This is a genomic window from Phenylobacterium sp. (genome assembly GCF_031425575.1).
Lineage (GTDB): Bacteria > Pseudomonadota > Alphaproteobacteria > Caulobacterales > Caulobacteraceae > Phenylobacterium.
Map to the genome: position 1 here is coordinate 1 of NZ_JANPJP010000181.1, position 21,235 is coordinate 21,235.

The following is a 21,235-nucleotide window of genomic DNA, read 5'->3' on the forward strand; positions in this document are numbered from 1 at the left end:
GTCTCCAAGCTCCTACAGGCCCGTTACGAAGAGGCCCGCCGCCTCTGGGTCGCCGATCCCGAAAACGGCCTGCTGCCCTATCCCAAGCGGCGCACCCGCAAGGCCAAGCCCATCCCCGGAACCCTGGACACCCAGGAGGTCGAGGGATGACGGCTCCAACCGACCACATTTCCCCCGAACTGATGGCCTTCGCCACCCCGTCACAGCGGCGATACTGCGAGGCGATCAACCTCCACGGCTCCGGCCGGGGCGCCGCCGCGGCGCTGGGGGTCTCGCCGAACGCCGTCAACGGCGCTGTCGAGCGCCTGCGGAAGCACGCCGCCCTCCGTGGCTACGCGCCGGACCACGACATGACCCACACCGTGCCCGATGGGTTCAAGGTGCGGGGCGTCTCCACCTACTACGACAGCGAGGGCAAGGCGCGCGGCCAGTGGGTCAAGAGCGCGGCCGACGATGAGCGCCGGGCGGAACTCTTCAAGGCGTTCGTTGACGGCCTGAAGGATGAGATCACCCCCGCGCACCCGCTCCAAGCCCCTCCGGTCTGCAACGCCGATCTGCTGACCGTCTACCCCGTTGGCGACCCTCACGCGGGCCTCTATTCGTGGTCCGACGAAACCGGCTCCCACTTCGACCTGGCCGAGTTCGAGCGGGTCAACTGCGACGCCATCGACCGGCTGGTGGCATCAACCCCACCCTCGAAATACGCCCTGTTCAACGACAAGGGCGACACCGTTCACGCCGACAACAACAAGAACCGCACCCCCCGGTCAGGCCATGAGCTGGATGTTCACGGGCGCCATGCCGAGGCGGTTCGCATCTCGGCAAGGGTGAAGCGATATCAGATCCGCCGGCTGCTGGAGCGGCATGAGCAAGTGCTGGTCCGCGTCGATCCGGGCAACCACGACCCCGACACCGCCCTGCGCCTGGCTGAGCTGCTGGAGGCGGTTTACGAGAACGAACCCCGCGTCACCGTCGTCACCAGCCCCAACCCCTACTGGTATCACCAGTTCGGAAAGAACCTGATCGGCACCTGTCACGGCGACGGGGCCAAGGGCAAAGACCTCCCGTCGATCATGGCGAACGATGTCCGCGAGTGGTGGGGCCAAGTCTCCTACTGCCTCTGGCTGGTGGGGCACGTCCACCACAAGGACATCAAGGATTATATCGGCTGCACCGTCGAGTATATGCGGACCCTAGCCGCTCCTGACGCCTGGTCTCACGGCGAAGGATACCGCTCCCGTCGCTCCCTGGAGGCCATTACCCTTCACCGCCTGGGCGGGGAGGATAGCCGCCACACCGTCCACGTCGCCCGCCTTGAAGCGCCCCTGGAGGCCGCATGACCATCGACCAGTTCAAGGGCATCGTGGCGGACCTCGCCCGGCCCTTCGCCATCATCTCATCGTCTGCTGCGGCTGCGGTCGCCACCATCGTCATCGCGTGGAAGGTGACGACATTCGGGGAGGGCGCGCTGTTCATTGGCGCGGTCTATGCCGGGCTGGGCGGATTGTATGGCTTCCGAGCCTGGGAAAATTCCAAGACCGGGAAGCACGCGGCTGATGTCGAGATCGCCAAAGCCGGAGCCCCGCAATGACCCGTTTCGCCGAATGCCTGCCGCTGATCCTGCAACACGAGGGCGGTTGGGTAGACCATCCGAAATCCGTGATGTTCAACGTACACCATGCTACACTCAAGCATGGAAAAAACGATCTATGCTGCCGTGACGAAAGCGCTCCTGGCTGGCGCAGCGATGGGCGCGGCCCCCGCCTACGTGCCAGCGAACAAACGCAACTACCCATGCAGCGCGCCAGACTGCTCCAGCCCGGCCTACGCCCGGGGGCTTTGCAACGGCCACTACATCCGGCACCGGACTGGCAGGGACATGACACGCCCTGTGAGGAGCGTCGTGTTCGGGCGAACCTGCACCGTCTGCGATACCGTTGTAGCCCCCAAGGGGGCGTGGGGACTGTGCGCGCGACACTTCAAGCAACGTCGAGCCGGTCTCATCAAGGCGGCGCTTGTGAAAGCGTTCGGGGGCGCTTGCACTCGGTGCGAGGGAGTGTTTCCACCCGCCGCCTTCGACTTTCACCACTCCGGCGCCAAGGAGAGGGACCCAAGCTATCTGATTGCCAACGGATCGGCGGCGCAGATTGCGCGGGAATTGTCGGGCTGCGTGCTGTTGTGCGCCAATTGCCATCGGGTGGAGCATGACCAGTTCGGAGCGCTTCCAGCGCTGCTTGCCCCTAATTCTGCAACATGAAGGTGGGTATGTTGACCACAGACTCGACCCCGGCGGCGCAACAAACCTCGGCGTCACCCTCGGAACCCTGTCGGATTGGCTGAAGCGCCCGGCGACCAAGGCCGAGGTCAAGGCGCTCACCCCCGCTGCGGTCGCGCCGATCTACGAGGCCAACTACTGGAAAGCCGCCTGCTGCGACAAGCTCCCGGCTGGCCTGGATTACGCCGTGTTCGACCTCGCCGTGAACAGCGGGCCGAGCCGGGCGCGCAAGTTCCTCCAGCGGGTGGCCGGCGTCACGGTAGACGGAGAGGTCGGCCCGAAGACCCTCGCCGCCGTCAACGCGCTCGGCTCTCGCGCCATGATCGTCCGGCTCAACGCCGACCGGGAAGCCTTCTACCGCTCCCTCTCCACCTTCCCGACGTTCGGCAAGGGCTGGCTGCGTCGTCTCGCGGAGGTGACGACCAAGGCAACGGCGATGGCCCGATGAAACCCGCCCTGATCCTCCTCATCCTCGCCGCCTGCGCCGCTCCCCCTTCAGACCCCCAGCCCGCACCGACGAAGGCCGGATGGGAACAGCGGGTGATCCAGATCCCCGGACACCGGATGCAGGCTGAGACGGAGACGATCTGATGGTCCCGATCTTCCTCGCCTACTTCATCCCGCCGTTCGCGTTCATGGCGGGCCTGGTCCTGCCGCCTGCGCTGCTGGCGCTGCTGTTGAAGGGGTTGAAGCTGTGGTGATCGCATCGACCAAATGGACCAGCCGCGCGGCCCTCCTGAGCGACGGGACCACGGTTCCGATCACAAACCTGCTGGATGAGTTCGGCGACGAAACCGACGACCCAGACGAGGCGGTGACGTTCGTTGCTGGTGACGGGGACCAGTGGTTCACCGGCCTCTGTTCCGACTATGACGAGGTGACAATCCAATGATCCCGCTATCGTGGAAGCTGGGGGCGCTGGGAGCCCTCCTGGCGGCTGTTGTCGGCGTCTGGCTCTACGTGGGCCATCTGAAGCGTGAAGCCGTCCAGGCGCGATCTGAGGCGGTCGCGGCGCAGACCCAGACGAAGGTCGAGCAAGCCGCCATGCCCATCGTGGAGCGCTATCACGATACGCAAGTCCGCATCATCACCCAAGCCGAACGGAGCGCCGCCGATGTTCAACGCCTGCCGACCGCTGACACTCCCCTTGATGATGGCTTCCGTCGCGGGCTTATCGGCCTGCTCAACGATGGCGCCGCCGTCCCCGGTCCTGTCGATCCCGGCCAGCCTTAAGGCCCATTGCGCGAGGCCTGCGGCGGACTTCGTGACCATCGGCGACCTTGGGGCCTACGCTGTCCGCATGAAGGGCGCCGCAGACTGCGGAGAGGCGAGGGCGGATTCCATCGTCGCCCTGGTGGACAGCTTCAACGCCATCGTTCACCCGCCTAAGCGGAAGTGGTGGCGGTTCGGCAAACCCGACGACGGCTAGACCAAACTCCGGCCACCCTCAACGCCTTACGCCACAAGGGTTTGGCCCTCAATTTGGCCCGAAGTCCGGCCACCCCCAGCGTTGAGCCTCACCGGCTCCGCTCAATGGCCCCGTCTTCCTTGCGGAGGGCGGGGCTTTTCTGTGTCAGGTGGGAGAGGGGGGGCATTAGGGGTTTTCGTCTTTTCAGGCCTCCGCGTTGGCGATGGCTCCCTCGACGCTCCAGCCGCCCGCCACGTCCGCCAAGACGCCGGACACGATCTCCGGGGGGAAGCCCGCAAGGCCCCACGCTTCCTCAATGGCGAGGCAGCAGGCCTCACCGCCGACACGGGCGAGGTTGTGCGCGTAGGCTTTCAGGTCGGCAGCAGCAGCAGCCATTTGAGCATCCCAGCCATCGTACTGGGCCTGCATCTTCATTTCCATATCGCTGCTCATTCCGGTTGCCCAAGTTGCCACTGGCCTTCCGCCCGACACCACGCGTCGGCGCATTCCTGACAGAGGTTGTCGCCGTCGAGATTGGTGACGCGCGCCCGGTCGTCGTGGTTGACGCAGCCGGGCGGCATTACCTCGTGCTCGTCATCCAAGAAGACGTTCAGGATGGGGATGTGGAGATCGCCGCTCATTCGCCGGCGCTCACGCTCAACACCAGCCGCGCCAACTCTCGCCCGCGTGTCGCGCCCTCGAAACTGTCGCGACCCTCGTTGACGTACCGGGCGCAGTTCATAAGTTCGACGGACGAGAAGGCCTCGACCTTGGAGAGCCGGTTGCGCAGGGCATGGATTGTCTCGTCCCGCTCCGTGATGGCGTTGGCGGCGTCGGCCATCACGTCTCGGGCGTCGGCGATCAGGGCGTAGTTGGAGATGTTGAGCCCCTTAAGGCTATCCCGCGCGGCGATGATCCGTTCGACTAGGGCGCTCATTCGTCGTCTTCCTCTTCGCATCGCTCGTTGAAACAACCGCGGCAAATGATGGTCCCGAACCGCTCGAACGCTTCGACGTTGTGAGCCTCCTCGGCGTAAACGCCATCGCCACAGTCGCCGCACATCATGTCGGGCTCGTCGAAGTCATCCTCGCCAAGCTCGATGTCCTCGCCTTCCGGCTCTGGCAGGATCATTCCGCCCACGCGGCCTCGCGTTGGCAGGCCTCCTCAAGCATCTCATCGAGGTAGCGGAACCCGTCAAAGCGCGACAGGATCATCTCCTCCTGGCTCTCCTCCGACACCCAGCCGTCGCCCAGGTTCCAAGGGCGCGGCTTGTCGTTGATGAGTTCCAGACGGATGTCGTCGATCTCGTCAGGATCGGCCGGCAGTCCGCCGTGAGCGTACGCGGGAGGCGTCTCGGGCCGACCCCAAAGGACCCGATAGGAGACGGTCACGTCGATCTCGGTATAGCCGGGCTCGCCTTCCTCTCCGAACGAGAGGCAAGTGCTGTAACGGTAGCGAGTCGCCATCACGCGGCCTCCAATTCGGGATAGTTGAGACGTTGGGCGTAGACGTGAGCGGCTTCGGCCATCTCCATCGCCTTGTTGGCGATGTCGGGGTTTGCGTCGGCCCAGTTGCGCCAGACGATGTAGGGGCGCCGGTTGCCTTCGGCGCTGTCCATGTAGCGCGCCCAGATGTCAGCGCCTTGGAGGATTTGGCGAGCGGTGAAGGCCATCACGCGGCCTCCATCGACTGCGCCACGATCTGGCAGAAGTATTGCGCGAGCGGCGCGTTGACGGTCAGCTCGTAGCGCATCGCAGCTTGGGCCATGCCCGACTTGCTGGCGAAGACTTCCAGGGCGACTTGGCCGGGGACGGTCTCGATCAGGTTCAGAAGGTCTTGCATGGCGGCGTCTCCGTTTGCTCTGATAACGAATATGCAAGGTGTGTAAGTTGCTGTCAAGCGACTTGTGTAACTTGATCATGTAGCGTAAGTTGCGACTCATTGGCCGATGCGCCATGGGTTTCGGATGGAGAAAAAAGACGTGCGGGTTCAGCTTGTGATCAGCCAGAGCGAGATCGACGCTTTGGACGAGTGGCGCGCGGCCAACAAAATCTGGTCGCGGTCGGAGGCGATCCGGCTGCTGATCGCGGAGGGGGTGAAGTCTAAAGCGGTGCCCAAGGCGAAGGGCTGAACATGCTCGCGCTCCGAAAGCAGCCGTTACATGTGTACGTGGCGACCGATGCGACCGGCCACCACAAGATCGGCGTCACGCAAAACCCCAAGCTCCGCGCCTATCAGATCGGCCGGGACCGTGGCCGTCCGGTTCGGCTTGTTCATGTTGAGCCGATGGCCCCGAATGCAGAGGCTGTCGAGATCACTGCCCACTTGGCCTTGCTCTCCAAGCACGAGGGCGGAGAGTGGTTCTCGGTGTCAGAGGGTGATGCAGTGGCCGCCGTGGTCGCGGCGCGCGAGACTGTGGACGCGGGCGTCTTCCCAGAGACCCGCCTAGCGATGCTCAAGTCTCGCAAACTCGGGCCCGCCATCGAACAGCAGATCAAGACCGCGCGAGGGCCCAGGGAGAGCCGGATGGACTTCCTGCGTGTTGCGGTCCTAGCCGAACTCAAGCGCCGCGAACGCGCCAAACCCAAAGCCTAGGGGTCAGGCATCTAGACGCGCCGCCGCAACATCGCCCCTCCACCCATGAGGGGGTTGGCCTAGAGGTCGCTCCACAGGAGACCTCATACCGGGTGAGACGCCCGGCTACTGAAGTCCTCTGCGGAGGCCGCCGGGATTGATCACCCGGCGCTGATAAAAGGCGATGCAGGCTGGGGTTTCTCGGTGAGCATCGCCCCGACCCCTCCAGACGCTTCGGTTGCTGGACGCGCGGCGGCTCCTCACCGGGCCGCCGCTGCTTTTTCCGCCAGGCCACTTCCTCCCCTATCCGTTAGAAGAAGGTTTATGGCCGCACGAGCCAACCGTGCTTGGCCCAAACGGGCCATCGGAGAGGGTGGGCTAGGTGGACACGGCGTGGTTGATTCTAGGTCAATCCGGCAAGTATTTAGGCAAGCGCGGGGGTGGATTTGGAAATAGTTGAATGATTTCCGGTGGATGCGACAGGGATTGAACCTGTGACCCCCTCGGTGTGAACGAGGTGCTCTCCCGCTGAGCTACGCATCCTCCGGAAGGGACGGGCCTATAGCTCGCCGCTTCTCGCCGGGCAAGCGGTGAGAAGCCGCAGACATGCTTCCGTCAACTGATCGTAGTGGTCGATGAGGATATCTGCGCCCAATTCCGCGACTGGGGTGTCGGTATAACCGAAGCTCACCAGGACCAGGGGAACCCCCGCCGCGCGGGCGGCGCCGGCGTCAGGCGCGGCGTCGCCGACCATAACCGCGCGGTCGATCTGGCCGCCGGCCGCAGCCACGGCGGTGATCAGGTGGCTGGCGTCCGGCTTGGGCCTCGGGGCCAGATCGATGCCGATCACCGAGTCGAAGAATTGGGCCAGGTCCAGGCTCGCCAGGATCGGCAGGGACAGCGGCGTCGGCTTGTTGGTGCAGACCGAGAGTTTCGCGCCGGCCGCCTTCAGCTGCGTCAGGCAATCCACCAGGCCGGGAAAGGGCCGGGTCAAGTCGGCGCTGTGCTCGCCGTAGTGGGCCATGAAGCGGTCGAACAGCTCGGGCATCCGGTCGCTGGGCACGGGATGGCCCTGCGCTGCGAATCCGCGCTCCAGCAGAATTTTCGCGCCGTGGCCGATGAAGGGGCGGCCCTCCGCCAGGGGCAGGGGGGCGATCCCCTCCTGGGCCAGGAGGACGTTAAGGGTCCCGATCAGGTCGGGGGCGGAATCCACCAGGGTTCCATCGAGATCGAAGGCGATGGTGGCCCCGGCGAGGGGCGAAAGGTCGTGCACGGTCGCGGGCTCCATCGAAAGCGCTCGCCGTTTCGGCTAAACGCCGTGAGATTGCAATGTCCCCGCCGATTCCAGGATCTTCGCCCATGACCGCACGCGCCGCCGTTATCCTCGCCGCCGGCCAGGGCACGCGAATGAAGTCGCCGGTTCCCAAGCTGCTGCACAAGGTTGGAGGGCGCACCCTGCTGGACCGGGTGATTGACACCGTTGAGTTCGCCGGCTGCGAGAGGATCGTGGTGGTGGTGGGCGACCACAGCCCCGGCGTCCGAGCGCTGGTGGTCAAGCGGCTGGGGGAGGGCGCGGTCGCCGTCCAGGACCCGCCGCTGGGGACCGCCCACGCGGTTCTCGCCGCCAAGCACGCCCTGGCCGACTTCAACGGGGATGTTCTGGTGACCAATGGCGACTGCCCCCTGCTGCAGGCCGCCGACCTGGATCCGCTCTTCGCCTTGCGGGCGGCGGGTACGGACCTGGCCATCATGGGCTTCAAGCCGGTGGACGGCCTGCTCTACGGCCGCCTGATCATGGGCGCCGACGGCCACGTGATCCGGGTGGTGGAGCCCAAGGACGCCACCGCCGAGGAGTTGGCGGTGAAGGCCTGCAACGCCGGCATGTACTGCGCCGACCGCGCGGCCCTGTTCGGCTGGCTGGAGCGCGTCGACAACAACAACGCCAAGCAGGAGTACTACATCACCTCCATCGTCGGCCTGGCCACGGCGGAGGAGAAGCTGGTGCGTGTGAACTTCGCGCCGGAGAACGCGGTGATGGGCGCCGACACCCCGATGCAGCTCTCCCAGGCCGAGGCGATCTTTCAGGCGCGCGCCCGGGCTCACTTCCTGGCGGAGGGCGTCGCCATGGCCGCGCCCGACACGGTCCACTTCAGCTGGGACACCCAGCTGGCCGCTGGCGTCCAGGTCGAGCAGTTCGTCGTCTTCGCGCCCGGCGTGACGGTGGAGACCGGCGCGGTGATCCGCGCCTTCAGTCACCTGGAGGGCGCGAAGGTGGGCGCGGGCGCCCTGATCGGCCCCTATGCCCGGCTGCGTCCTGGCGCCGACATCGGCGAGGAGGCCCACATCGGCAACTTCGTGGAGGTGAAGAAGGTCAAGGTGGGCGCGGGCGCCAAGGCCAACCACCTGTCCTATCTGGGCGACGGCACCGTGGGGGCCAAGGCCAACATCGGGGCGGGCACCATCTTCTGCAACTATGACGGCTTCGACAAATACGAGACTCACATCGGCGAGAACGCCTTCATCGGCTCCAACAGCGCCCTCGTGGCGCCGGTGACGGTCGGGGCCGGCGCCATGACCGGCTCGGGGTCGGTGGTCACCGCCGACGTGCCGGCCGACGGGCTCGCCCTGTCACGGGCGCCGCAGCAGAACAAGGACGGCTGGGCGGCTCGCTTCCGAGCCATGAAGATCGCCCAGAAGGCGAAGAAATAGCGTCGCGGGGCGGGCAACCTTCGCCTATGTCAAAGACATGAGCGCAGACGATCAGAAACGCGCCGCCGGCGAGGCCGCCGCGGCCCTTGTCGAAGCCGGCATGACCGTGGGCCTTGGCACCGGCTCCACCGCCGCCTGGTTCGTGAAGGCGCTCGCCGCTCGCAAGCTGGACATCGTCGCGGTCTCGACCTCGGTCGCCACCGCCGAGCTGGCCGCCAGCCTGGGGATCCGCCTCAAGGAGCTGGGAGAGGCGAGGTCCATCGACCTTACCGTCGATGGCGCCGACGAGATCGGCCCGGCCCTCTCCCTGATCAAGGGCGGCGGCGCGGCTCTCCTGCGCGAGAAGCTGGTCTGGGAGGCGTCCCGGCGCTGCGTGGTGATCGCCGACGCCGCCAAGCGTGTGCCCATGCTCGGCAGGTTCCCCCTGCCCATCGAGGTGGTGGCCTTCGGGCACGAGACCACCATGCTGCGCATCTGCGACGCGCTCACCGAATGCGACCTGGGAGTCGCGCCGCGTTTGCGGTTGAAGGACGGCCAGCCGGTCCGCACCGATGGCGGCAATGTGATCTACGACGCCTCCTGCGGCCGCATCGCGGAGCCGGCCCTGCTGGCCGCGGCCCTGAAGAGCGTCACCGGCGTGGTGGACCACGGCCTGTTCCTGGATCTCGCCGACCTCGCCCTGGTGGGGACGGACGGCGGCGTTGTGTCTGTAGAGCCTTAGGCGCTCCGTACGGCGCAGGTTTATTTCAACTGACGTGTTCCCGCCGGGCGGCCTGATGGCCATTTCAGGCGGCGACGCTTCAAAGGAGTTCTCACTTGTCGAGCTACGACTACGACCTCTTCGTCATCGGCGCCGGTTCGGGCGGCGTCCGCGCCGCGCGGCTGGCGGCCATGTCCGGCGCCAGGGTGGCGGTGGCCGAGGAGCACCGCGTGGGCGGCACCTGCGTGATCCGCGGCTGCGTGCCCAAGAAGTTCATGGTCTACGCCTCGGAGTTCGCGAGCTACGCCAAGGTGGCCGAGGGCTACGGCTGGTCCCCCAGCCAGTCCACCTTCGACTGGACCAAGTTCTTGGAGGCCAAGGACCGGGAGATCGCCCGGCTCTCGGGGATCTATGTCACCAACCTCAGCAACGCCGGGGCTGAGATCGTCCACGCCCGCGCGGTGTTGAAGGATTCCCACACGGTCGAGGTGGTCGGCAAGGGAACGGTGACCGCCGACAAGGTCCTGGTGGCCACCGGCGGACGACCCTGGAGCCCCGAGGAGCTGCCCGGCGTTGAACACACCATCACCTCCGAGGAGGCCTTCCACCTGCCGGAACTGCCGAAGGCGATCATGATCGTCGGCGGCGGCTACATCGCCGTGGAGTTCGCCGGCATCTTCGCGGGCCTGGGGGTCGACACCACCCTGGTTTATCGTGGCGCTAACATCCTGCGCGGCTTCGACGACGATGTGCGCAGCCATCTCACCGACGAGATGAAGAAGCGCGGCATCAAGATCGTCCTGGGCTGCGAGCACACCAGCATCGAGAAAACCGAGGCCGGGCTCGTCAGTCACATGTCCAGCGGCCTGGACGTGGTCACGGACCAGATCATGCTCGCGACGGGCCGCAAGCCGCACACCAAGGGCCTGGGCCTGGAGGCCGCCGGGGTGAAGCTGGCGGAGAGCGGCGCGGTGATGGTGGACAAGTTCTCCAAGACCAATGTCGACAACATCTGGGCCGTCGGGGACGTGACCGACCGGATCAACCTGACCCCGGTGGCGATCCGCGAGGGTGCGGCCTTCTCCCAGACCGAGTTCTACAACAACCCCACCACCTTCGATCACGACATGGTGGCTTCGGCGGTGTTCTCGCAGCCGCCCGTGGGGTCGGTGGGGCAGTCGGAGGCCGAGGCGCGGCACCAGTACGGCAAGGTCGACATCTACCTGTCCCGCTTCCGGCCCATGAAGACCACCTTCTACGGCGGCGACGACCGCTGCCTGATCAAGCTGGTGGTGGCCGCCGAGAGCCAAAAGATCGTCGGCTGTCATGTCGTGGGGCCTGATGCGCCGGAGATCATCCAGATGGCCGCCATCGCCCTGAAGATGGGTGTGACCAAGGCCCAGTGGGATTCCACCTGCGCGGTCCATCCAACCTTGGCCGAGGAGCTGGTGACCATGCGCGACAAGTATGTCCCGGCCGGCCTGAGCGCCGCGTGAGCCAGGCCGCCCAGCCAGGTCCCAAGCTCGCCGCCTGGTGCGGCTGGGTGGTGGCGGGCGGTCTCGCCCTGACGCCGATCGTCGGGTGGCTGGCGCCACTCGCCTTCGCGCCCCTGCTGACCTTGATGGGCTTGCTGACCCTGCCGGCCCTGCGGATCGAGGAAGAGGATCGGCCCGTCGGCATCGCGGTGGTCACCCTGGTGCTGTGGGCGGCGGGTTCCTCGGCCTGGAGTCCCTTCACCGCCAAGGACCTGGGGGAGTCCACCGCCGCCAAGCTGATCGCCGAGACCGTGCTCTTCTTCGCCGCGATCTGCGCCGCCCGCACCGCGTCCCCCCGGTCGCGGATCATGGCGTTGCGGATCCTGGCCGGGGGCACGGCTCTGCTGGGCGTGGTGATGCTGATCGAGGGCCTCACCGGCGCGGCCCTCTACCGCGCGGTGCGCGAGGCCATCAACGACCCCATCCGCCCCGACCTCGGAGTCAAGAACGCCGCCCAGGGCCTGTTCGTCCTGGCCATGCTGGCGCCGGCCGCCGCGCTCGCCGCGGTGCGGGTGGCCCGCGCCCCCTGGCTGATCGCCCTGATGGCGCTGGGCCTGGTCGTGCCGTCGGTGACGTTTGGCTATGACGCGCCCCTGATCGCCCTGGCGGCCTGCGCGCTCGCCGGCCTGGCCGTGGCCGCCTGGCCGAAGTGGGCCCCGCGCGGCCTTAGCGCCCTCGCCGCGGCCTTCTTCCTGACCGCGCCGGTCATCGTCTGGATCGTGCGCCGCTCCGGCTGGTACGCGGTGCTGGAAGGCGACGTCCCGGTCTCCTGGGCCCAGCGCATGGGGTATTGGCGCCACGCCGCCGACTGGATCACCGACCACCCCCTGCGGGGCTGGGGCCTCGACGCCAGCCGGATGTTCAATCCGGGGATCAAGCTGCACCCGCACGACGCGCCCCTGCAGATCTGGCTGGAGCTGGGGCTCATCGGCGCCATGGCCGCCGCTGTCTTCTGGGCCGCCCTGCTGGCGGGCATGAGCCGTGGCGCCCGGGACGCCGCCCTGGCGGTCTCGGCGGCCACGGGGGTGGCCTACCTGACCTTCGGGGCCTTTTCCTTCGGGGTCTGGCAGGAGTGGTGGCTGGCGCTCGGAGCCCTGGCGGCCCTGTCCTGCGCCGCCCTCCAGCGCCAGGCCGCCGTAAGCCAGGCGCCTGTGGCCGCGCGGCCATCGACGGCGGCCGTGTTCTCGGAGTAAGAACGCCGGCCCGCAAGACCAGGCGGGGACGGAGTTGTTGAGATGACTGAACATTGGACGCCGGCCTCCTGGAGAGCCAAGCCCGCCAAGCACCTGCCCACCGACTATCCGGACGCCGCCGCCCTGGCCGGTGTGGAGCAGACCCTGCGCGGCATGCCCCCCCTGGTGTTCGCCGGTGAAGCGCGTCGCCTGAAGACCCTGCTGGGGGAGGTGGCCGACGGCCGGGCCTTCCTGCTGCAGGGCGGCGACTGCGCCGAGAGTTTCAAGGAATTCCACGCCGACAACATCCGCGACACCTTCCGCCTGATCCTGCAGATGGCCGTGGTGCTGACCTTCGCTGGCGGCAAGCCGGTGGTGAAGGTGGGACGCATGGCCGGTCAGTTCGCCAAGCCGCGCTCCTCGCCCGTGGAGACCATCGACGGCGTCGAGCTGCCCTCCTATCGTGGCGACATCATCAACGGCATGGACTTCGACGCCGCCTCGCGGGTGCCCGACCCTCAGCGCCTGCTGCAGGCCTATTCCCAGTCGGCCTCGACCCTGAACCTGCTGCGGGCCTTCGCCGGCGGCGGCTACGCCGCCCGCTACAACAACCACCGCAGGACCCGGGGTTTCGTCAACGACAGCCCGCAGGGCGCGCGCTACGCCGAATTGTCGGAGAAGATCAGCGAGGCCCTGACCTTCATGGCCGCCATCGGCGTCACGCCGGAGAGCCAGCCTGACCTGCACCGCGTGGAGTTCTTCACCGCCCACGAGGCCCTGCTGCTGGGCTTCGAGGAGGCCATGACCCGGGTCGATAGCACCTCTGGCGAATGGTACGACACCTCGGCCCACCTGCTGTGGATCGGCGAGCGCACCCGCCAGCTGGACGGCGCCCACGTCGAGTACTTCCGCGGGATCAAGAACCCCATCGGCGTGAAGGTCGGCCCGACCCTGGAGCCCGATGAACTGCTGCGCCTGATCGACGTGCTGAACCCCAAGAATGAGGCTGGCCGCCTGACCCTCTATGGCCGTTTCGGCTCCGACAAGATCGAGGCGCGCCTGCCGCGCCTGATGGAGGCCACCAAGCGTTCCGGCCGCAGCGTCGTCTGGGCCATCGACCCCATGCACGGCAACACGCTCACCGCCACCAATGGCTACAAGACCCGCCCCTTCGACCGCATCCTGTCAGAGGTGAAGAGCTTTGTTGAGATCGCCAAGGCTGAGGGCGTCCATCCGGGCGGCGTGCACCTGGAGATGACTGGGCAGAATGTCACCGAGTGCCTTGGTGGGGCGCGTGCGCTCAGCGAGGGCGACCTGGCCGACCGCTACCACACCCACTGCGATCCCCGGCTCAACGGCGAACAGGCGCTCGAACTGGCCTTCCTGGTGGCTGAGAAGCTGAAGGAAGACCGCGTCGACGCGGCGCTGCGCGCCGCGGTCTAACGGCCGCTCGAGTGTCGTGCTAAAGCCGCGGCCCGTGTGCCTTTGTTGTCACCGGAGCCAGGGAATTTAAGCACCTAGGCGAAGCTTCCCTTGCGGGACGCGGAGGGCGGCGGCAGGTTCCGGCCCTCTTTTGAAAACTGGTGATCCCCATGGCCGAGCCCTCGGCCCCCGCGAACTCCCCGCCGGGAGGGCGCGCACATGTCGTCCGCACCGAAACCGCCGAGCTGCTGCAGCTCTCCTGGCCGGTGGTGCTGTCGCGCCTGGGGATCATGGGCATGGGTCTCTCCGACGCCATCGTGGTGGGGCGCTATTCGGCGACCGAGCTCGGCTATCACGCCATGGCCTGGGCCCCCACCAGCGTCATCGTCACCATGACGGTGGGCCTGTTGAGCGGCATCCAGGTGATGACCGCCCGGGCCAACGGGCAGGGGCGCCCGGAGATCACCGGGGCGGTCCTGCGGCGGGGTCTGAGCTACAGCCTGTGGATCGGCCTGATCTCGACCGTGATCCTCATTTCCGGCGGCCCGGGTTTCCTGCACATCCTGGGTCTGGAGAAGGACCTCGCGGACGGGGCTTCGCCGCCGCTGATCATCTTCGCGCTCTCCATGCCAGGCTACGCTGTCAGCGTAGCCGCCAGCTTCTGGCTGGAGGGGCAGGGGCGGCCCAAGCCGGCGGCGGCCCTGATGTGGGTGGCCAATGCGGTGAACCTCGCCCTGGACCTCGTGCTCGTTCCAGGAACCTTCGGTCTGCAGCCCCTGGGCGCCGTCGGCGGCGCCTGGGCCACCACCGGCGCGCGCACCTTCCTGGCGGTCGCCCTGCTGATCTATATCGCCCGCATGCCCCAGGCCCGCGCCCTGGGGGTCTTCACCAAGCCCGAGCGGAACCTGGCCGCCGAGGTCGAGCAGCGGCGCATCGGCTACGGAGCCGGCGCGTCCAACTTCTTCGAGGTGGCCTCCTTCGCCGGCATGAACGTCATCGCCGGCTGGATCGGCGGCCTGGCGGTGGCGGCCTGGGCCATCACGCTCAATGTCGTGGCGATCGTCTTCATGGTGCCCCTCGGTCTCTCGACGGCCGCTGCGGTGCTGGTGGGCCGGGCCTATGGCGCGCGCGACACCGCGGCCGTCAACCGCGCCGGTCTCATCGCCTTCGCCGTCACCGCCGTGTTCGGCCTGCTGGTCAGCCTGGTCGTCTGGCCGGGCGCGGAATTGATCTCGGCGGCCTACACCAAGGACCCGCTGACCCTCGCCATGGCCGCCCCCGCCGTCGCCCTGTCCTGCCTGTTCCTGATCCCCGACGCCGTCCAGGTGGTCGCCGCCCAGGCGCTCCGGGCCCGCGGCGAGGTCTGGGTCCCCACCTTCACCCACCTGGCGAGCTACGTCCTGGTGATGGCGCCGCTCGCCTGGTGGCTGGCCATCCCCATGGGCATGGGACTGAACGGCATCGTCTGGGCGGTGATCGCGGCCAGCTTCCTGTCGGCCGCCCTGCTGCTGGCCCGCTTCCAGTGGCTGAGCGCCCGGGGGCGCTAGGCAACGAAGTCTTCACCGCGTGGCCGTAGAGCGATGGTCATGCTCCATGCGCCACGTTCTCCGACCGTCGCCAAGGGCCTGCTACTGCTGGCCTTCCTGGTCTGCGCCATCGGGATGGTGGGGCCGTTCCAAGGTGTCGAGCAGGCGCTGGTGCCCTGGGACAAGGCCGCCCACTTCATGGCCTTCTACGGCCTGACCCTGCTGCTGTTCACCGCCTTTCCGCGACGCCGCAGGCTGGACCTGACGGTCCTGGCCATCTTCGCGGGCGCGGCCACCGAGGTGGCGCAGATCCTCGCCGGGCGTGATGCTGAGCTAGGGGACCTCTGCGCCGACGCCCTGGGCGCCCTGGCGGTCCTGGCCCCCGTGTGGCTGGAGCACCTTCGTTTCCCGCGCACGGAGCGGCGGGCCACCGATCTGGCTAAGCTCGAAGTCCTCCAGCCTGAGCGTGAGACCGCCTAGGCTTCGACCCCCAAAATCCAGCCTTCTTCGGTCTCGGCGTCCGCCACCACAGCCGGATCGGCGGTCTTGGAGGGCCCGAACACAGCCCCCAGCTTCCCCGCCTCATCCAGCTTAGCGAAGTGCTCGGCGGTCACCCGCACCTGGGCCTGATCCTTGACCTCGCCGGGCAAGGCCTGCGCCTTGTAAAGGCTGGGATAGACCTCGGCGACCACGACATCGACACCGGCCAGGTCGGCCTCGGTGAGCGCCTTGAACCCGGTCTCGAAGGGATAGGCCCTCAACGCGTCGCCTCGAGCCAGCTTCAGACGGCGGACCGCCGGAATGCCCAGGATCGCCTGACCCCCGACGGAGCCGTTGTAATAGAGCTTCCATATCGAGGCCGCGCCCTTGGCCGCCATATCCGCGTGCCGGAACTCCGGCAGATCGCCGGCCTCGTGGGCCCGCGTCCGCTTCGGCTGCAGGGTGGTCAGCGCGTCCTTGGGCGGGCAGCCCCAGAATGGGAAGGGGCCGCCGGTCATGCGCCGGTTGATCTCCGAGCCCACGCCGAAGCGGTTGTTGGTGTTGTCGGCCTTGTCCTTGACCATCTTGTCGAGCTGGTCCCAGGCCGCACGCCATGGGTGCTCGCCGGCCAGGTTCAGGGCCTTGGCGAAGCCGCGCGGGAAGCCCAGCGGGAAGTCGAAGCCCACCAGGGCGCGTTCCGAGCGCTTCTTGAAGTCGTCCAGGATGCTGCTCAGGAGCTTCTCGGCCTCGGCCCGGGTCGCCGGGTTGTGGCTCTCGAAGGTCAGGCGGAAGCGGACGTCGCGCTTGGCGACGCCGATCCAGACGGAATCGGCTCCCGTGGACGGCTTGGCCGCCGCGCTCCAGTCGACGATCACATAGGCGCTGAACAGGCGAGACAAGGGGTAAGCTCCGGGGGAGGAAGGACCGGAGGCTTGTAGACCTTCCCCATCTCCCGGCCAACGCCGGAGGCGTTCACATCACAGTTTCGATTCCGTACGGCCCGGTGGCGTCCCGCGCCCGCAGCCTGTAAGCGCAGGCGAGCTTTCGGAGTGAGTCATGGCGGAAATCTTGCGGGGCGGGGTGATCGGGGCCGGGGTGTTCGGCGGCTATCATTCGCGTCAGTACGCCAACCAGCCCGGCGCACGCCTGGCCGCCGTCTATGACCCCCACCATCTCGCCCGCGCCCAGGAGATCGCCCAGAGCCACGGCGGCCAAGGCTTCGACGACCTGGAGGCCTTCCTCGCGGCGGTGGATGTCATCACTGTGGCCTCGCCCGGCAGCCATCATGCGCAGGGCGCTCTCGCGGCCCTGGCGGCCGGCAAGCCGGTCTATGTGGAAAAGCCCCTGGCGGTCAGCCTCGAGGACGCCGACCGCATCATCGGCGAGGCGGCCCGGCGCAAGCTGGTGCTCGCGTGCGGTCACCAGGAGCGGGTGGTGTTCCAGGCCATCGGCCTGTTCGACGTCCCCGAGCAGCCCCTGCGCCTGGAGGCGGTCCGCCACGGTCCGCCTTCGGAGCGCAGCCTGGATGTCTCGGTGGTGCTGGACCTGATGGTCCACGACCTGGACCTGGCCTTGGCGCTATCGGCCGGCCAGCCTCTGGCGGTGGAGGCCACCGGCGTGCGGGATTTCAGCGGCGGCTGGGACCAGGCCCGGGCGGAGGTCAATTTCGACAACGGCTTCCTGGCGGTCTTCGACGCCTCGCGCATGGCGCCGGCCCGCAAGCGCACGATGAAGGTGGTCTATCCCTCCGGGGAACTGGAGATCGACTTCCTGACCCGGGAGTTCCGAAACACCACCGGCTTCCCGCTTAACCCCGACTTCGCCGACACGCCGGGCGCCAAGGACCCCCTGGGCGCCAGCGTCGCGGGCTTCCTGGCCGCCGTGCGCGGGACCTCACCTCGCCCCGTCGTGACGGGGGAGGAGGCCGCCCGGGCGCTCGATCTGGCCCTGGCCGTGGAACAGGCGTTGGAGGACGTGGGCTAGGAGGGTAGCTTGGCCGCCATACCCCTTGAGGAGCCCGCCATGTCCGACGCCTATGATTTCTCGTTCAAGTCCATCGATGGCGCACCCCTGCCGCTGACCACCTTCAAGGACAAGGTCGTGCTAGTGGTGAACACCGCGTCCGCCTGCGGCTTGACCCCGCAGTACGAGGGGCTGGAGAAGCTGTACAGCGACTACAAGGGCCAGGGCCTGGTGGTGCTGGGCGTGCCCTGCAACCAGTTCATGGGCCAGGAGCCGGGCACGGAGGCGGAGATCAAGGATTTCTGCGAGACCAAGTTCAACATCGACTTTCCCCTGACCTCCAAGGAAGACGTCAAGGGCGACACCGCCCACCCATTCTACAAGTGGGCCCTGTCCGAGCTGGGCGAGTCGGCCGACCCGGCGTGGAACTTCCACAAGTTGCTGGTGGGCAAGGACGGCAAGCTGATCCGCGCCTTTGGTCCCCGTACCGAACCTCAGGCCGACGAGATCACCGCGGCGGTCAAGGCCGCCCTCTAGCGATCGCTGTCGGCTCATGACCAACGAGGGTCCGCCGGCCGATAGGTCGGCGAACGATTTCAACGAGGCGGTGCGGCTGCATCGGCTGGGGCGACTTGACGAGGCCGAGCCCCTCTACCGGGCGGTGCTGTCCCGCCGTCCGGTCGATCCCGACGCCCTGCTCAATCTCGGACTGATCCTGAAGACGCGCGGCCAGCTGGAGAACGCGCTCGGCCTGTGGCGGACGGGGTTTGTGAACAATCCCGAACGCGAAGCCCTGCCCATCGCCTCGGGCAAGGTGCTGGCCAGCCTGGGCCGGCTGGGCGAGGCGCTGGCGGCCTTTGACCAGGCGCTGCGGATCGCGCCGGCCAACTTCGACGCGCTGAACTGCCGTGGGAACGTCCTGGCCCGGCTTGGGCGGCCCTTGGAGGCCTTGGCCAGCTACGACCAGGCGCTCGCCGCGCAGCCGGACTATGGGCTGGCCCTGATCAACCGCGGCAATGTGCTTGGCACGCTCGGGCGTGCTGAAGAGTCGGTGGCGAGCTACCGCGAGGGCCGCCGGCTGAACGCCGCCACCGTGGAGACCCTGGGCCAGCTGCTGCACCAGCAGCTGCAGGTCTGCGACTGGACCGACTACGACGCAAGCCGCGCCGTGATCACGCAGCATATCGGAGAAGGTCGGCCGGCCGACCTGCCGTTCAGCTTCCTCGCCCACAATGATGACCCGGCCGCCCAGCTCGCCTGCGCCCAGATCCACGCCAAGGGTCGTTTTCCCGCCCGCCCCGCGCCGCTGTGGCGCGGTGAGGCCTACCGGCACGAGAAGATCCGCGTGGCCTATGTCTCGGCCGACTTCTACACCCACGCCACGGCGCACCTGATCGCCGGCCTGCTGGAACGTCACGACAAGGCCCGTTTCGAGATCACGGCCTATGCGCTTGGACCTAGCATCGAGGACGACAAGCGGCGGCGGATCCGCGCCGCCGTGCACGAATTCCACGATGTCGCGACCCTCTCCGACCTGGAGGTCGCGCGCGCGATCCGGGCGGCGGAGGCCGACATCGTCGTGGATCTGAAGGGCTACACCACCCATTGCCGGCCCGGCATCTTCGCCCACCGCCCGGCCCCGCTGCAGATCAGCTATCTGGGGTTCCCGGCCACCATGGGGGCCGACTTCATGGATTACATCCTGGCCGACCCCCATGTCATTCCGGCGGGATCGGAGCGGTTCTACAGCGAGCAGGTCATCCGCCTTCCCAACAGCTATCAGGTCAATGACCGCACAGGGGAGGTCGAACCGCCGCGTCTGACCCGGGCCGAGGCCGGCCTGCCGCCCGGCGGCTTTGTGTTCGCCAGCTTCAACGCCAACTACAAGCTGACCCCCCATATCTACGATGTCTGGATGCGTCTATTGCGCGCGGTCGAGGGGAGCGTGCTCTGGTTGCTGCACACCAACGACGCCGTGGTCCGCAACCTGCGGGCGGAGGCGCTGGCGCGCGGCGTGTCGCCAGACCGTCTGGTCTTCGCGCCGCGTGCGCCGATCGAGGCGCATCTGGCTCGTCATCGGCTGGCGGACCTGTTTGTCGACACCCTGCCGATCAGCGCCCACACCACGGCCAGCGACGCCCTTTGGGCCGGCCTGCCCCTGGTCACCTGCGCGGGCCGCTCGTTCGCCTCCCGGGTCGCCGCCGGCGTGCTCCACGCCGTCGGCCTGCCCGAACTGGTGACCGAGAGCCTGGAAGCCTATGAGGCCCTGGCGCGCGATCTCGCCACCCAACCTGCGCGGCTCGCGGAGCTGAAGGCCAGGCTGGCCGCGCGGATCAAGGGCGCGCCGCTGTTCGACACCGACCTCAGCCGCCGCCACATCGAGGCCGCCTACACCACCGCCTGGGAGCGCCAGCAGCGGGGCGACCCACCGGCGGCCTTCGACATCGCGCCCTAGTCTTCGAGGATCCGGCTGTGCTTCCGGGTGTCGCGCATGAAGATATAGACCAGAAGGGACGCGCCGATCACCACGGTGACGTAGGTGAAGAACCAGGTCTCGTGGCCCTTGGATTTGAACCACAGGGCGACATATTCCGCCGTGCCGCCAAACAGGGCGTTGGCCAGGGAATAGGGCAGGGCGACCCCGAGCGCCCGCATCTCGGTGGGGAAGAGCTCGGCCTTCACCACCCCGTTCACCGAGGAATACGCCGCCACAATCAGCAGGGCGCCGGCCGTGATGGCGAAGGCCGCCAGGGGATCGCGGGTCCCCGCCAATGTCGAGAGGATCGGCCAGGTCAGGGTCACGCCCGCCACGCCGAAGGCGATCAGCAGGGGGCGCCGTCCGATCCGGTCCGACAGCGCGCCGTACAGGGGCTGGGCGATCATGAACACCACCAGGGCGCAGGCGGTGATCGCTGTGGCGGTGTCCTTGGAGAAGCCCGAGGTGTTGACCAGAAACTTCTGAATATAGGTGGAGTAGGTGTAGTACCCCAGCGTCCCGCCGGCGGTCAGGCCGATCACCAGCAGGCTCTCGCGCGGGTGGGTGCTGATCAGCTTCCAGGTGCTGACGCGCTCGCCGGTGCGGGCGTGGAAGGATGGCGTCTCGTGCATCCCGCGCCGGAACCAGAACACCGCCAAGGCCAGGGCGCCGCCGATGAAGAACGGAACCCGCCAGCCCCACGCCTGCATGTCGTCGTCGGACAGCAGGGCGTTCAGCAACACCAGGGTGCCCACCGCCAGCAGCTGGCCGCCGATCAGGGTGGAGTAGAAGATCCCCGACCAGAAGCCTCGATTATCGCGGCCGGCCATCTCCGACATGTAGGTCGCGCTGGTCCCGTACTCGCCGCCCATGCTGACGCCCTGCAGGATGCGGGCGGTGACCAGGATCGCCGGCGCCCAGGCGCCGATCTCCGCATAGCCGGGGCAAAGCGCGATGACCAGCGAGCCGAAGCACATCAGGCTGACCGAGGCGACC

Annotated in this window: 28 protein-coding genes and 1 tRNA gene; 18 read left to right on the forward strand and 11 right to left on the reverse strand. The window is 67.6% G+C overall.

What is annotated here, in order from left to right; genetic code table 11:
• Window positions 1-146: 146 nt before the first annotated feature.
• From RMO97_RS10200 to RMO97_RS10225, 6 genes are all read left to right on the forward strand, one after another.
• Window positions 147-1,340: a hypothetical protein gene (locus tag RMO97_RS10200; protein WP_310540817.1), complete on the forward strand. Its 1,194-nt coding sequence runs from the start codon at window positions 147-149 to the stop codon at window positions 1,338-1,340.
• Window positions 1,337-1,591, forward strand: coding sequence for a hypothetical protein (locus RMO97_RS10205; protein ID WP_310540818.1), 255 nt, complete (start codon window positions 1,337-1,339; stop codon window positions 1,589-1,591). Before RMO97_RS10200 ends, RMO97_RS10205 begins: the two co-directional genes overlap by 4 nt.
• Window positions 1,592-2,204: 613 nt before the next feature.
• Window positions 2,205-2,723, forward strand: coding sequence for a glycosyl hydrolase 108 family protein (locus RMO97_RS10210; protein ID WP_310540820.1), 519 nt, complete (start codon window positions 2,205-2,207; stop codon window positions 2,721-2,723).
• Between the two features lie 249 nt (window positions 2,724-2,972).
• Window positions 2,973-3,167 (forward strand): hypothetical protein, encoded by a 195-nt coding sequence (locus RMO97_RS10215; RefSeq protein ID WP_310540822.1) that lies wholly within the window; start codon window positions 2,973-2,975, stop codon window positions 3,165-3,167.
• Window positions 3,164-3,508: a hypothetical protein gene (locus tag RMO97_RS10220; RefSeq protein ID WP_310540823.1), complete on the forward strand. Its 345-nt coding sequence runs from the start codon at window positions 3,164-3,166 to the stop codon at window positions 3,506-3,508. Before RMO97_RS10215 ends, RMO97_RS10220 begins: the two co-directional genes overlap by 4 nt.
• 31 nt (window positions 3,509-3,539) lie before the next feature.
• Window positions 3,540-3,704: a hypothetical protein gene (locus tag RMO97_RS10225; protein ID WP_310540825.1), complete on the forward strand. Its 165-nt coding sequence runs from the start codon at window positions 3,540-3,542 to the stop codon at window positions 3,702-3,704.
• A 183-nt stretch (window positions 3,705-3,887) separates the two neighbouring features.
• On the opposite strand, the gene RMO97_RS10230 is transcribed toward RMO97_RS10225, so the two are convergent.
• Genes RMO97_RS10230 through RMO97_RS10260 form a run of 7 tightly spaced genes read right to left on the reverse strand, consistent with a single transcriptional unit; the run spans window position 3,888 to window position 5,525 of the window.
• Complete coding sequence (locus tag RMO97_RS10230; RefSeq protein ID WP_310540826.1) at window positions 3,888-4,136, reverse strand: hypothetical protein; 249 nt, start codon at window positions 4,134-4,136, stop codon at window positions 3,888-3,890.
• Window positions 4,133-4,324: a hypothetical protein gene (locus tag RMO97_RS10235; RefSeq protein ID WP_310540828.1), complete on the reverse strand. Its 192-nt coding sequence runs from the start codon at window positions 4,322-4,324 to the stop codon at window positions 4,133-4,135. Before RMO97_RS10235 ends, RMO97_RS10230 begins: the two co-directional genes overlap by 4 nt.
• Complete coding sequence (locus RMO97_RS10240) at window positions 4,321-4,620, reverse strand: hypothetical protein (protein ID WP_310540830.1); 300 nt, start codon at window positions 4,618-4,620, stop codon at window positions 4,321-4,323. Before RMO97_RS10240 ends, RMO97_RS10235 begins: the two co-directional genes overlap by 4 nt.
• Complete coding sequence (locus RMO97_RS10245; RefSeq protein WP_310540832.1) at window positions 4,617-4,814, reverse strand: hypothetical protein; 198 nt, start codon at window positions 4,812-4,814, stop codon at window positions 4,617-4,619. Before RMO97_RS10245 ends, RMO97_RS10240 begins: the two co-directional genes overlap by 4 nt.
• Window positions 4,811-5,149, reverse strand: a complete 339-nt coding sequence (locus tag RMO97_RS10250; protein ID WP_310540833.1) for a hypothetical protein — start codon at window positions 5,147-5,149, stop codon at window positions 4,811-4,813. The genes RMO97_RS10245 and RMO97_RS10250 overlap by 4 nt, the downstream gene beginning before the upstream one ends.
• Window positions 5,149-5,355, reverse strand: a complete 207-nt coding sequence (locus RMO97_RS10255; protein ID WP_310540834.1) for a hypothetical protein — start codon at window positions 5,353-5,355, stop codon at window positions 5,149-5,151. The genes RMO97_RS10250 and RMO97_RS10255 overlap by 1 nt, the downstream gene beginning before the upstream one ends.
• On the reverse strand, window positions 5,355-5,525 hold the full coding sequence (locus tag RMO97_RS10260; RefSeq protein WP_310540836.1) for a hypothetical protein: 171 nt from the start codon (window positions 5,523-5,525) through the stop codon (window positions 5,355-5,357). The genes RMO97_RS10255 and RMO97_RS10260 overlap by 1 nt, the downstream gene beginning before the upstream one ends.
• A 139-nt stretch (window positions 5,526-5,664) precedes the next feature.
• Between RMO97_RS10260 and RMO97_RS10265 the strand changes: the two genes are divergently transcribed.
• Complete coding sequence (locus tag RMO97_RS10265; RefSeq protein WP_310540837.1) at window positions 5,665-5,814, forward strand: ribbon-helix-helix protein, CopG family; 150 nt, start codon at window positions 5,665-5,667, stop codon at window positions 5,812-5,814.
• 2 nt (window positions 5,815-5,816) lie between these two features.
• Complete coding sequence (locus RMO97_RS10270) at window positions 5,817-6,278, forward strand: GIY-YIG nuclease family protein (protein ID WP_310540838.1); 462 nt, start codon at window positions 5,817-5,819, stop codon at window positions 6,276-6,278.
• A gap of 450 nt (window positions 6,279-6,728) precedes the next feature.
• On the opposite strand, the gene RMO97_RS10275 is transcribed toward RMO97_RS10270, so the two are convergent.
• Together RMO97_RS10275 and gph are read right to left on the reverse strand one after the other, a co-directional pair.
• Window positions 6,729-6,800, reverse strand: a tRNA-Val gene (locus RMO97_RS10275).
• Between the two features lie 16 nt (window positions 6,801-6,816).
• Window positions 6,817-7,545 carry a phosphoglycolate phosphatase gene (gph, locus tag RMO97_RS10280; RefSeq protein ID WP_310540839.1) on the reverse strand — a complete coding sequence of 243 codons (729 nt, stop codon included), beginning with the start codon at window positions 7,543-7,545 and terminating at the stop codon, window positions 6,817-6,819.
• A 41-nt stretch (window positions 7,546-7,586) separates the two neighbouring features.
• Here gph and glmU point away from each other — a divergent pair, with 41 nt between their 5' ends.
• From glmU to RMO97_RS10315, 7 genes are all read left to right on the forward strand, one after another.
• The gene (gene glmU, locus RMO97_RS10285; protein WP_310540840.1) at window positions 7,587-8,966 is read left to right on the forward strand and encodes a bifunctional UDP-N-acetylglucosamine diphosphorylase/glucosamine-1-phosphate N-acetyltransferase GlmU; all 1,380 of its coding nucleotides are present in this window, start codon (window positions 7,587-7,589) and stop codon (window positions 8,964-8,966) included.
• Between the two features lie 37 nt (window positions 8,967-9,003).
• Window positions 9,004-9,687 (forward strand): ribose-5-phosphate isomerase RpiA, encoded by a 684-nt coding sequence (gene rpiA, locus RMO97_RS10290; RefSeq protein ID WP_310540842.1) that lies wholly within the window; start codon window positions 9,004-9,006, stop codon window positions 9,685-9,687.
• A gap of 95 nt (window positions 9,688-9,782) precedes the next feature.
• Window positions 9,783-11,162 carry a glutathione-disulfide reductase gene (gene gor / locus RMO97_RS10295; RefSeq protein ID WP_310540844.1) on the forward strand — a complete coding sequence of 460 codons (1,380 nt, stop codon included), beginning with the start codon at window positions 9,783-9,785 and terminating at the stop codon, window positions 11,160-11,162.
• Window positions 11,159-12,394: an O-antigen ligase family protein gene (locus tag RMO97_RS10300; protein WP_310540846.1), complete on the forward strand. Its 1,236-nt coding sequence runs from the start codon at window positions 11,159-11,161 to the stop codon at window positions 12,392-12,394. Before gor ends, RMO97_RS10300 begins: the two co-directional genes overlap by 4 nt.
• Before the next feature lie 42 nt (window positions 12,395-12,436).
• Window positions 12,437-13,816: a class II 3-deoxy-7-phosphoheptulonate synthase gene (locus RMO97_RS10305; protein ID WP_310540848.1), complete on the forward strand. Its 1,380-nt coding sequence runs from the start codon at window positions 12,437-12,439 to the stop codon at window positions 13,814-13,816.
• A gap of 149 nt (window positions 13,817-13,965) precedes the next feature.
• Complete coding sequence (locus RMO97_RS10310; protein WP_310540850.1) at window positions 13,966-15,342, forward strand: MATE family efflux transporter; 1,377 nt, start codon at window positions 13,966-13,968, stop codon at window positions 15,340-15,342.
• A gap of 39 nt (window positions 15,343-15,381) precedes the next feature.
• Window positions 15,382-15,801, forward strand: a complete 420-nt coding sequence (locus RMO97_RS10315; RefSeq protein ID WP_310540853.1) for a VanZ family protein — start codon at window positions 15,382-15,384, stop codon at window positions 15,799-15,801.
• Here the strand turns inward: RMO97_RS10315 and RMO97_RS10320 are convergent.
• Window positions 15,798-16,700 carry a cobalamin biosynthesis protein CbiG gene (locus RMO97_RS10320; protein WP_310540855.1) on the reverse strand — a complete coding sequence of 301 codons (903 nt, stop codon included), beginning with the start codon at window positions 16,698-16,700 and terminating at the stop codon, window positions 15,798-15,800. The genes RMO97_RS10315 and RMO97_RS10320 overlap by 4 nt on opposite strands.
• 157 nt (window positions 16,701-16,857) lie before the next feature.
• Here RMO97_RS10320 and RMO97_RS10325 point away from each other — a divergent pair, with 157 nt between their 5' ends.
• From RMO97_RS10325 to RMO97_RS10335, 3 genes are read left to right on the forward strand one after another with little or no spacing between them, the layout of a single operon-like run.
• Window positions 16,858-17,784 (forward strand): Gfo/Idh/MocA family oxidoreductase, encoded by a 927-nt coding sequence (locus RMO97_RS10325; protein ID WP_310540857.1) that lies wholly within the window; start codon window positions 16,858-16,860, stop codon window positions 17,782-17,784.
• Between the two features lie 39 nt (window positions 17,785-17,823).
• On the forward strand, window positions 17,824-18,300 hold the full coding sequence (locus RMO97_RS10330) for a glutathione peroxidase (protein WP_310540859.1): 477 nt from the start codon (window positions 17,824-17,826) through the stop codon (window positions 18,298-18,300).
• Between the two features lie 16 nt (window positions 18,301-18,316).
• A complete protein-coding gene (locus tag RMO97_RS10335; RefSeq protein ID WP_310540862.1) occupies window positions 18,317-20,218 on the forward strand; it encodes a tetratricopeptide repeat protein in 1,902 nt (633 codons plus the stop codon).
• Here the strand turns inward: RMO97_RS10335 and RMO97_RS10340 are convergent.
• Window positions 20,215-21,235: MFS transporter (locus RMO97_RS10340; RefSeq protein WP_310540863.1), on the reverse strand; the 1,021-nt coding region annotated here is incomplete at its 5' end. The two genes, RMO97_RS10335 and RMO97_RS10340, sit on opposite strands and share 4 nt — an antisense overlap.